At 64.3% G+C, this 10,905-nt stretch carries 9 protein-coding genes; 4 read left to right on the plus strand and 5 right to left on the minus strand.

Annotation, left to right across the window (positions count from 1 at the left end):
• Positions 1-32 precede the first annotated feature (32 nt).
• Positions 33-527, plus strand: coding sequence for a hypothetical protein (locus SO156_RS26165; RefSeq protein WP_498536762.1), 495 nt, complete (start codon positions 33-35; stop codon positions 525-527).
• Positions 528-617: 90 nt separating this feature from the next.
• Here the strand turns inward: SO156_RS26165 and SO156_RS26170 are convergent, their stop codons facing one another.
• Together SO156_RS26170 and SO156_RS26175 are read right to left on the minus strand one after the other, a co-directional pair.
• Positions 618-2,048 (minus strand): aldehyde dehydrogenase family protein, encoded by a 1,431-nt coding sequence (locus SO156_RS26170; protein ID WP_498536763.1) that lies wholly within the window; start codon positions 2,046-2,048, stop codon positions 618-620.
• Positions 2,049-2,312: 264 nt separating this feature from the next.
• On the minus strand, positions 2,313-4,676 hold the full coding sequence (locus tag SO156_RS26175) for a thiamine pyrophosphate-binding protein (RefSeq protein ID WP_498536764.1): 2,364 nt from the start codon (positions 4,674-4,676) through the stop codon (positions 2,313-2,315).
• Positions 4,677-4,808: 132 nt separating this feature from the next.
• Here SO156_RS26175 and SO156_RS26180 point away from each other — a divergent pair, with 132 nt between their 5' ends.
• The 3 genes from SO156_RS26180 (at position 4,809) to SO156_RS26190 (ending at position 7,785) form a co-directional block, all read left to right on the plus strand.
• Entirely contained in the window at positions 4,809-5,270 is a 462-nt protein-coding gene (locus SO156_RS26180) for an Lrp/AsnC family transcriptional regulator (RefSeq protein WP_458144422.1), read from the plus strand.
• A gap of 121 nt (positions 5,271-5,391) precedes the next feature.
• A complete protein-coding gene (gene ppk2, locus SO156_RS26185; RefSeq protein WP_458144423.1) occupies positions 5,392-6,312 on the plus strand; it encodes a polyphosphate kinase 2 in 921 nt (306 codons plus the stop codon).
• Positions 6,313-6,363: 51 nt separating this feature from the next.
• Positions 6,364-7,785 carry a TAXI family TRAP transporter solute-binding subunit gene (locus SO156_RS26190; protein WP_498536765.1) on the plus strand — a complete coding sequence of 474 codons (1,422 nt, stop codon included), beginning with the start codon at positions 6,364-6,366 and terminating at the stop codon, positions 7,783-7,785.
• Here the strand turns inward: SO156_RS26190 and SO156_RS26195 are convergent.
• The 3 genes from SO156_RS26195 to SO156_RS26205 all read right to left on the minus strand — a co-directional run bounded on the left by SO156_RS26195 (position 7,763) and on the right by SO156_RS26205 (position 10,872).
• Positions 7,763-8,842, minus strand: coding sequence for a zinc-binding dehydrogenase (locus tag SO156_RS26195; RefSeq protein ID WP_498536766.1), 1,080 nt, complete (start codon positions 8,840-8,842; stop codon positions 7,763-7,765). The genes SO156_RS26190 and SO156_RS26195 overlap by 23 nt on opposite strands.
• A 61-nt stretch (positions 8,843-8,903) precedes the next feature.
• Positions 8,904-9,845 (minus strand): DMT family transporter, encoded by a 942-nt coding sequence (locus SO156_RS26200; RefSeq protein WP_458144472.1) that lies wholly within the window; start codon positions 9,843-9,845, stop codon positions 8,904-8,906.
• Between the two features lie 187 nt (positions 9,846-10,032).
• Entirely contained in the window at positions 10,033-10,872 is an 840-nt protein-coding gene (locus SO156_RS26205; RefSeq protein WP_498536767.1) for an aldo/keto reductase, read from the minus strand.
• Between the last annotated feature and the right edge of the window lie 33 nt (positions 10,873-10,905).

Here is a 10,905-nt window from a genome sequence, read left to right on the forward strand (position 1 = left end):
TCGCACGGCGGATCGTGTCAGGGAGTGGACCTATGGCTGACAAAACAAGTTTTACGAAGGACGAATGGGCCTTGCTCTTGAGAAGTCCAATGAATGCAGGAATCGCCATCACAGCGGCTGAACCGAGCGGCTTGTGGGGCCTGCTCAAGGAGTCGTTTGCGAGTGGTGCAGCGCTGAGCCAGGCGGCCACAGACCCCAGCGCCAACGCGTTGGTCAAGGCGGTGGTTGCCGATTTCATGACCGGCGACGGCAGAAGCGTGGCTCGCGATGGATTGAAAGCCGAACTCGCGAACAGCAAGCCGGCGGAGGTTAAAACCAAAGCCATCGACTCGCTGCGGCAAGTCTCGGCCATCCTCGCAGCCAAGGCGCCCGGTGACGCCGTGGCGTTCAAGGATTGGCTCCGCCAGATCAGCCAGAAAACGGCCGAGGCTGCATCTGAGGGTGGAAGCCTGTTTGGCGGCGGCGTCCTGGTCAGCGACGCCGAGAAGGCAACGCTTGGCGAAATCTCGGCCGCGCTCGGCGCCTGATCAGGGCCAACACCGAAGGTTGCCCGCCTGCTGATGCGAAACGCCGGAGCGGTCATCCCGCTCCGACGCTGCAACTGTGGTGTGAAGTGCCTACGCGGCGTTGAAGCCGGCGACTGCCTTCACCTCGAGGAAGTCCTCGAGGCCGTACTTGCCCCACTCGCGGCCGTTGCCGGACTGCTTGTAGCCGCCGAACGGCGCGGAGCGATCGTTGGGCACGCCCTGGAGGTTGACGTTGCCGGCGCGGATCTGGCGCGCGACCTTCTTCGCGTTCTCGACCGTGTCGGCCGAGACGTAGCCCGCAAGACCATAGGGCGTGTCGTTGGCGATCTGCACCGCATCGGCTTCGTCCTTGGCGCCGATGATGGTCAGCACCGGTCCAAAAATCTCCTCCTTCGCGATCGTCATATCGCTGGTGACGTCGGCGAAGATGGTCGGGCGAACGTAGAAGCCTTTGTTGACGCCCTCGGGCAGGCCGGGGCCACCGGCGACGAGCGTTGCGCCCTCGTCGATGCCCTTCTTGATCAGCGCCTGGATCTTGTCCCACTGGCCGCGATTGACGACGGGACCAATGGTGGTGCCTTCGCCGCGCGGATCGCCCGCCTTGGTCTTGTCGGCGACCGCCTTCGCGATCGCGGCCACTTCCTTCATCTTGGACAGCGGCACGATCATGCGCGAGGGCGCGTTGCAGGACTGGCCGGAGTTGTTGAACATGTGCATCACGCCGCCGGTCACCGCCTTCGTGAGGTCCGCGCCTTCGAGGATGACGTTCGGCGACTTGCCGCCGAGTTCCTGGCTGACACGCTTCACGGTCGGAGCTGCGCGCTTGGCCACATCGATGCCGGCGCGGGTCGAGCCGGTGAAGGAGATCATGTCGATGTCCGGATGCTCGCTCATGGCCGCGCCGACCTCGGGGCCGAGGCCGTTGACGAGGTTGAACACGCCCTTCGGCACGCCGGCTTCATGGAGGATTTCCGCGAAGATCAGCGCCGAGGTCGGCGTGAACTCCGACGGCTTCAGGATCATGGTGCAGCCGGCGGCGAGCGCGGGCGCCACCTTGCAGGCGATCTGGTTGAGCGGCCAGTTCCAAGGCGTGATCATGCCGACCACGCCGACCGGCTCACGCAGCACCATGGCGGTGCCGACCGGCTCCTCGAAATGATAGTTCTTGAGCACGTCGAGCGTGGTCATGAGGTGGCCGAGGCCGGCGCCGGCCTGGAGCTTCTCCGCCATCGGCAGCGGCGCGCCCATCTCGTCGGACACGGCGGCGCCAATCTCCTTGAGACGGCCCTTGTAGATCTCGATGACCTTGGAGAGCAGCGCGACGCGCTCCTCGCGGCTGGTTTGGGAATAAGTGGCAAAGGCGCGCTTGGCAGCAGCGACGGCCTTGTCCACGTCGGCCTTGGAGCCGAGCGCAACCTCATACATCGCCTCTTCCGTCGCCGGATTGACGACTGGCGTCGACTTCTTGACGGCGGGATCGACCCAGGCACCGTCGATGTAGAATTGCATGCGATTGACCATTGTGGACCTCTTCTTGGGGAGCATTGGAGGGCGTTTCGGCAGCTATCCTTGCACGAAAACCCGGGTTGTTGAACCCGCCCTCTGCTTGACCTGCGTTGCGGCGGACGCGCGGGAATATGATCGCGCGCCGGCGCCGTGGCAAGGCTCCCCCCGTCATTCCGGGGCGGCTCAAAGAGCCGAACCCGGAATCTCGAGAGTCCGGGTTCGATGCTTCGCATCGCCCCGGAATGACGTCCCCGTTACTAACGGCCCAGGTTACTTTCGCTATACCGCCATCTTCCGATGCAGCACCGGCGCGCCGGTGGTGAGGCTTTCGGCCGCATCGATGATCGCGTTGGCATCGAGCCCATGGTGGCGGTAGAGGTCGGCTATGGTGCCGGTCTGGCCGAACTGCTCGACGCCGAGCGCTTCGACACGATGGCCGCGGACGCTGCCGAGCCAGCCGAGCGTCGCCGGGTGGCCGTCGATCACGGTCACGAGACCGCAATCGCGCGGCAGCGGCGCCAGCAGCTTTTCGATATGGCTCAAATGCTGCACGCCGCGCCGATCGCGCCGCAATTTCCGTGCGGCGGTCCAGCCTGCGTGAAGTCGGTCGGCCGAGGTGATCGCAAGCAGGCCGACGTCGCGGCGGCTCTCGCCGATGAAGCCCGTCGCCTCGATCGCCTCCGGCGCCACCGCGCCGGTATAGGCGATCACGACTTCGGCATTGGGGCCCGGCTTGCGCAGCCAATAGGCGCCGTCGGTGATGCCCTGCGCGAGGTCACCCGTCATGATCCGCTGCGCCTGCTCGATGGTGCGCGTTGACAGGCGCAAGTAGACCGAGCCCCCCTCGCCCGCCTCGCGCTGCATGTGGTCAAAACCCCAGCCCATGATCACGGCGAGCTCATCGACGAAGGCTGGCTCGAACGAGGCGAGCCCGTCCTGCGCCATGCCAATCAGCGGCGTTGCGATCGACTGGTGCGCACCGCCTTCGGGCGCGAGCGTGATGCCGGAAGGCGTCGCCGCCACCATGAAGCGCGCATCCTGATAGCAGGCGTAGTTCAGCGCATCGAGGCCGCGCTCGATGAAGGGATCGTAGAGCGTGCCGACCGGCAGCAGCCGCTCGCCATTGATCTGGTGCGAGAGCCCCAGGGCCGACATCATGATGAACAGGTTCATCTCGGCGATGCCGAGCTCGAGATGCTGCCCCTTGGGGGAAGCGTCCCAGTTGAAAGTCGATGGAATTTTCTCGCTGCGGAATAAATCCGCCTTCTCGGCGCGCGCAAACAGGCCGCGCCGGTTCACCCAAGGACCAAGATTAGTCGAGACGGTAACGTCGGGCGACGTCGTGACGATGCGCTTTGCAAGCTCGCTGTCGCTGCGCGCGATCTCGTTCAGTACCAGCCCAAAACCCTGCTGGGTCGACATCTGCGCCGACGGCTTGAAGGTGAGTTGAGGGGGTACCTCGACGACGGGTGCGGTCAGCCGGCGGCCGTCCAGGTTGAAGGGCACGCGCGCGAGGAAGGCTTCGAGCCCGGCAGCATCCTGCGCCATGCCTTCGAACCTGTCCCACTCATGTCCGGGGCGGATGTTCTGGGTGCTGCGAAACTTCTCCATCTGCGCGACCGTCATCAGGCCGGCATGGTTGTCCTTGTGGCCCTGGAACGGCAGGCCGACGCCCTTGATGGTATAGGCAATGAAGCAGACCGGGCGATCGTGAGCGATCGCTTCAAACGCCTCCAGCATGCTCGCCATGTCGTGGCCACCAAGGTTCGACATCAGCGCCAGCAATTCGTCATCGCTACGGCGGTCGATCAGTTTCGTAATCGGCCCCTGGTCGCCGATCTCGTCATGCAGGTGCTTGCGGAATGCCGCGCCGCCCTGGAAGCACAGCGCCGCATAGAGCGCGTTCGGGCAGTTGTCGATCCACACTTTGAGCGCTTCACCACCGGGCTCGGCAAAAGCCTCGCGCATCAGCCGGCCGTATTTCACGATGACCACGTCCCAGCCGAAATTGCGGAACATGGTCTCGAACTTTTCCCAGAGCCCCTCGCGCACGACGGCGTCGAGCGACTGCCTGTTATAATCGACCACCCACCAGGTGTTGCGCAGGCCGTGCTTCCACCCCTCGGCCAGCGCCTCGAAGATGTTGCCCTCGTCCATCTCGGCGTCGCCAACGAGCGCGATCATCCGCCCCTCGCGCCGGTCCTTCATCCAGCCATGCGCCTTGACGTAGTCTTGCACCAGTGACGAGAACAGCGTTTGCGCGACGCCGAGGCCGACCGAGCCGGTCGAGAAATCGACGTCGTCGATGTCCTTGGTGCGCGAGGGATAGGACTGCGCGCCCTTGAAGCCGCGGAAATTCTCCAGCTTCTCGCGGGTCTGCCGGCCGAACAGATACTGGATCGCATGGAACACCGGGCTCGCATGCGGCTTCACCGCGACGCGATCCTCCGGCCGCAGCACGTGGAAATACAGCGCCGACATGATGGTCGCGAGCGAGGCCGACGAGGCCTGATGGCCGCCGACCTTCAGACCATCCGCGTTGGGGCGGATGTGGTTGGCGTGATGGATGGTCCAGGACGACAGCCACAACACCTTGACAGCGAGCGCGGACAACGTGTCGAGGCGGGCGGAATCGACGGACATGGCGATGCTCCGGAAGATGATCGCCCATGATACGCCTGCGGGCGCAGGCAAAATTCTCAATTTTTCGCGCCATACCCGCAAAAATTGGGATATTTTACCAACAGATAGCCATCCCATACAGGTTTCATCCCAATGCCCGAGCTCGATGCCATTGACCGAAAGATCCTCTCCTTGCTCCAGACCGACAGCCGGCTGACCATGCAGGAACTCGCCGACAAGGTCGGGCTGTCGGTCTCGCCCTGCCATCGCCGGGTCAAGCTCCTGGAGGAGCGCGGTGTCATCACGCGCTATATCGCGACCGTCGACCAGAAAGCGCTGGGGCTGCACGTCAGCGTCTTCATCTCGATCAAGCTGGCACGGCAGAAGGAAGAGGACCTCAACCGCTTTGCGCGCGCGATCTCGAAATGGGAGGAGGTTTTGGAGTGCTATCTGATGACTGGCAATCGCGACTATCTCTTGCGCGTCGTCGCCGCCGATCTCTCATCCTACGAGGCCTTCCTGAAGAACAAGCTCACCCGCCTCGACGGCATCGCTTCGATCGAATCGAGCTTCGCGCTCAGTCAGGTAAAATATTCGATCGCGCTGCCCGTGTGACGGCGGGCTCGCTGACCCAATCCGCCCGGGGGCAAACTCCCGTGCACGCCTCCAGTGTCACATTGGCGCAACAAAGCCCGCCGATGGTCCTCCCCGGGCACCCTAGCCGAGAGAAGGATCCATGACCGCAGCCGACCGCACCTCTGAAGCCGCCAAGCGCGACCGCATTATTCAGGAAATGGCCGACGACCTCGACGAGGAGCTTGAGCTCGAGCTTGACGACAGCCGTCTCGACGAGCTCCTGAGCGAGACCGAAACCCCTGGTCCCACAATGGACCGCAGGGTTTATTTCAGAGAGCTGCTTCGCCTCCAGGGCGAGCTCATCAAGCTGCAGGACTGGGTGCAGAGTGAGAAGAAGAAGGTCGTCATTCTGTTCGAGGGTCGCGACTCCGCCGGCAAGGGCGGCGTCATCAAGCGCATCACCCAGCGCCTCAATCCCCGCGTCTGCCGGGTCGCAGCCCTGCCGGCGCCGAGCGAGCGTGAACGCACGCAATGGTATTTCCAACGCTATGTGACGCACCTGCCCGCCGGCGGCGAGATCGTGCTGTTCGACCGCAGCTGGTACAACCGCGCGGGCGTGGAGCGCGTGATGGGCTTCTGCACCGAGGAACAGTACGAGGAGTTCTTCGAGTCGGTGCCCGAATTCGAGCGGCTGCTGATCCGCTCCGGCATCATCCTGCTCAAATACTGGTTCTCCATTACGGATGACGAGCAGCAGTTCCGCTTCACAATGCGCATCCAGGATCCGCTCAAGCAGTGGAAATTGAGCCCCATGGATGTCGAGGCGCGCAGCCGCTGGGAGCATTACACCAAGGCCAAGGAGACGATGCTGGAGCGCACTCATCTTCCGGATTCGCCGTGGTGGATCGTCGATGCCGTGGACAAGAAACGCGCACGGCTCAATTGTATCTCGCATCTGCTCAGCCAGATTCCCTACCAGGAGGTCGCGCGCATGCCGGTGGCGCTGCCGCCGCGCGTCCGCAACCCCGATTATCACCGCGGGCCGATTCCGGAGGAGATGTACGTGCCCGCGAAATATTGACGGCGCCGGCCGCGGTGACCGGGAAGCGGCCTTCGGGATGAGGACCACGAGATGCCCGTGCCGAGCGATTTGAGCGTGACCAGCGAGACGCTGCTTCGCCGCCGCAGTCGCTCCGGCCCGTGGCTGCTGCTTGCGAGCATCCTTTCGGCGGTGACGGTGGTTCTCGCTGTTGCCTATTGGGCTTGGCAGCCGGCGAGCTTGCGCATCGCCGTCGGCCCGCCCGGCAGCGACGACCAGACGGTGATACAGGCCCTCGCCAGGGCCTTCGATGCGAAGGGCGGCGCAGTGCGGCTCACGCCGATCGAGACCGACGGCACGTTGCAAAGCCTCAATCTGCTCGGCGGCGGCAAGACCGATCTTGCGGTGGCGCGCGGCGACCTCGACATGCCGCCCGACACCAATTCGGTGGCGATCCTGCGCCGGAACTTCGTGGTGTTGTGGTCGCCGACGGGCCGCAAGGGCGCGGCGAAGTCCAAGGTGACGGAGATCGCGGGCCTCAGCGGACGACGCATCGGTGTTGTCGGCCTCGGCGATGCCAACGTGATCCTGCTGCGCGTCATCCTTGCGGAGTCCGGCGTCAATCCGCAGAAAGTGACGTTGGTGCAGTTCGGCACCGACCACATCTCCGAAATGACGCAGGACACCACGCTCGACGCCTTCATGATGGTCGGTGCGCTCGATGCCAAGGTGATCGCGGATACGATCTCCGCAACGGCGCGGGCGCGCGGCGAGCCAAAATTCCTTGGCGTCGACGTCTCCGACGCCATCGCCGAGCGGCATCCGCTCTATGAATCCGAGGAGATCCCCGCTGGTGCGTTCGGCTCCTCGCCGCAGCGACCTGATGACAAGATTGACACCATTGCCGTCAACCACCTTATCGTCGCGCCGAGCTCGCTGTCTGAGGACACGGTCGCAGCCTTCACTCGCGAGCTGTTCACGATCCGGCCGTCGCTTGCGAAGGAATTACCGGCTGCCAGCCACATCCAGAAGCCGGACACCGACAAGGACGCCGCGCTGCCGGCCCATCCCGGCGCTGCCGCCTATATCGACAGCAACGAGCGCAGCTTCATGGACAAGTACAGCGACTACATCTGGGGCGCGGTGCTGATCCTCTCCGGCCTCGGCTCGGTGGCCGCGTGGCTGCGTCACTATCTGAGACGGGACGAGCGCAAGCTGAATACACTGCACCGCGACCGCCTGCTCGGCGCGATCGTGAGCGTGCGCGACGCATCGTCGCTCGATGAACTCGCAGCCATGCAACGCGCGGCCGACGACATCCTGCGCGAGACGCTGGTCTGCCACGAGGACGGCGCCATCGAGGACGGCGACCTCGCCGCCTTCGGCTTGGTGCTGGCACAATTCCATCAGGCGATCGTCGACCGCCGCGCCGTGATCAACGGCGAGGCCATTGGGTCTGCGAAGACCGATGGTCCCGCACGTCAGCTTGCCTCTATCTCCACGGCTCCACGATGATCTTGGTGTGCGCCTCGGGATTGGCGAGGTCGGCAAACGCCTTTGCCACGCCGTCGATGCCGACGGCCGCCGTCACCATTGCCGCCGCCTCCACCTCCCCCTCCGCGATCAGCCGCAGCGAATAGGCGAACTCCTCCGGCGTGTAGCCGAGGACGTACTGGACATTGAGCTCCTTCATGATGCCGAGCATCGGCTCGCTCTTGTCGCTCTCCATGCAGACGCCGACCACGACGATGCGCGCATCGCGCGGGGCTCCTTCGAACACCTGCTGGAGCAGGCCCGGCACGCCGACGCATTCGAAGATCAGTGCGGGCTTCAGCGCCGGCAGCATTGCCTGGAACGGCGGCCGCGCGGCTTTCTCCTGCTCCGACATCTGCGCGTGCTCGGCCCAAGCCGCATAGGGCTGCGACGCTCTGGGGTCGACGACGATGTCGGCGCCGAGTTTTGCCGCAAGTGCGCGCCGCGCCGGCGAATAATCGGCGGCGACGATCGGGTGCAGCCCCTTGATCTTCAGCGCCGCGATGACCGCAAGCCCGACTGGCCCGCAACCGATGACCAGCGGCACCTCGCCGCCGCGCACGTTGGCCTTGGCGACGGCATGGACGCCGACCGCGAGCGGCTCGGTCAGCGCGGCGTGCTCCGCGGCGAGGCCGTTCGGCACTTCGAGCAGCAGCGGTTCGCTGAGCAGCATCGCCTCGGCATAACCGCCGATATTGTCGTTGGAATAGCCGATGCCCTGGATGCCCGTCGGCGTCAGCAGGGCCGGCAGTGAGCAGACGCGAGCGCCGGGCTTCAGCTTGTGTTCGGTACTCGGACCGTAGTCGACGATCTCGCAGCAGAACTCGTGGCCGAAAACGACGTCGCGCGACAGGTCCATCGGCGTGCGCCCGACCTTCCTGGCCATCTCAACCATGCGATGGGCGTGCTGCCGCGCATGCAAATCAGAACCACAGATGCCGCAGGCGAGCGTCTTGACCAGCACCTGGCCAGGGCCCGGCTTCGGCTCCGCCATCCTGTCGACGACAATCTCACCGTTCCTGAAAATTGCGGCCCGCATCCGGCTCCTCCCGTTCTTGTTGGAGCCGTTGATAGCATGGAGCCAGGCCTGAGATATTGCGTCAGGCGTTCGGGGACCGCTCTTCGCGCACCAAAAGCTGGGCGCGGCGGACACGCTCGCGATGGGCGATATAGAGTCCGCTCGCGACGATGAAGGCGGCGCCCGTGATCGTCCAGACGTCGGGCAACTCGCCGAAGATGAAGAAGCCCAGAATGCTGACCCACAGCAATTGCGTGTAGGAGAACGGCGCCAGCACCGAAGCATCGCCGTAGCGATAGGCGAGCACGATGATCCACTGCCCGACCGTCGAAGCAATGCCGATGAAGATACCAAGACCGATGGCGCTCCAGGACGGCGTGACCCAGACGAACGGCACCATCGCACTAAGGAGGGCGACGCCCGTGAGCGCGGAATAGGCCATCGTGGTGAGGACGGCTTCCCGCCCGCTGATCATGCGCGTCAGAATCAGCGCGGCGGCCCAGCAGAACGCGGAGACGATGGGGAAGAACGCGGCAACGTGAAACGCGCTCGAGCCCGGCCGGAGGATGATCGCGACACCGACGAGACCGAGCGCAGTTGCGAGCCAGCGGCGCAGGCCGACCTTCTCACTCAGGAAGATGATCGAGAGCGCAGTGACGAACAGTGGCGAGACGAAGCCTGTGGCGGAAGCTTCGGCGATCGGGAGGAAACGCAGGCCGGTGATGAAGAACAGCGAGGAGCCGAGCAACGCCGCGCCGCGCATCAACTGAAGACCAAGCCGCTCGGTACGCATCGCATAGAGCGGCGAGGCCGGCAGCATCACCGGCGTGAACATCAGCGCGAAGGTCAGGAAGCGGATCCAGGTGATCTCGATCGACGGCAGGCTCGTCGAAAGATACTTCGCTGTGACATCGGAGCAGCCGAGGAACACGGTCGACAACAGGACCAGCGCAATGCCCTTGAAGGGATGGTCGACGCGCGCGGGTGCGCGGCGTGCGGCCTGCTTCTTCTCGGGCATAGGCACGGAAATACTGTCGAGCCTTGCGGCTACGGCGGGCGGCGGGGTCACGGCTGGAACTCGGGAAAATGCGAATCTCGTGAGCCTATAAAAACGCCAATGTGCCTCGTTCACAACGCCCGAAAACAGGAAGCCGATATGCGCTGATGGGCACGCGTGTAAACGCTCGGTTAATAAGGAGCGCTTTTTTGCATTACAGCATCGGCAGGCTGCGCGGCTTGCTCCCGCGCGGAAACGCCGCATCCAGCGCGGCGATGTCGTCCCTGGTCAGCACGAGATCGCCGCTTGCCGCATTTTCGCCAGCATGCTCGGCGGATGACGCTTTCGGGATCGCGAACACCGTAGTTGCACGGGTGAGGAAGCTCAGCGCCACCTGACGCGGCGTCGCGCTATGCGCCTCTGCGATGCGCGCGAGCACGGCGCCGCCCTTGCTCGTCGCTGCGGGAAAATCGTCATGGCCGAACGGCGAATAGGCCACCACCGCGACACCGTGCCGCTCGCACCATGGGATCACCGCGTGCTCGATCGCGCGCTCCTTGAGATGGTACAGGACCTGATTGCAGGCGATCTTGCCTGCGCCGGCAACGTCGAGGATGTCGTCGAGATCGTCGGCGTCGAAGTTGGACACGCCCCAGGATTTGATCTTGCCGGCCTTCACCAGTTCGTCGAATGCAGCCACGGTGTCTTCGAGCGGATAGGACCCGCGCCAGTGCAAAAGATAGCAATCGAGCCGGTCCGTCTTCAGCCGCTTGAGCGAGCGCTCGCAGGCAGTGATGGTGCCGCGGCGCGAAGCATTGCTCGGCAGCACTTTCGAGACCAGGAACACCTCGTCGCGGCGGCCGGCGATCGCATCGGCAATGACGAGTTCGGCATCGCCATACATCTCGGCGGTGTCGATATGCGTCATCCCGAGATCAAGCCCGCGCTGAAGCGCTGCAATCGCGCGCTTGCGGTCGCCATCGTCGAGATACCAGGTGCCCTGCCCGATCACGGAAACGCTGGCGCCGGTGTGGCCGAAAGGTTTCTTGTTCATGTTTTCTCCACGTGTTGCGGCATTTTGTTGGGG

The sequence above is a fragment of the Bradyrhizobium sp. UFLA05-125 genome, from assembly GCF_059803515.1.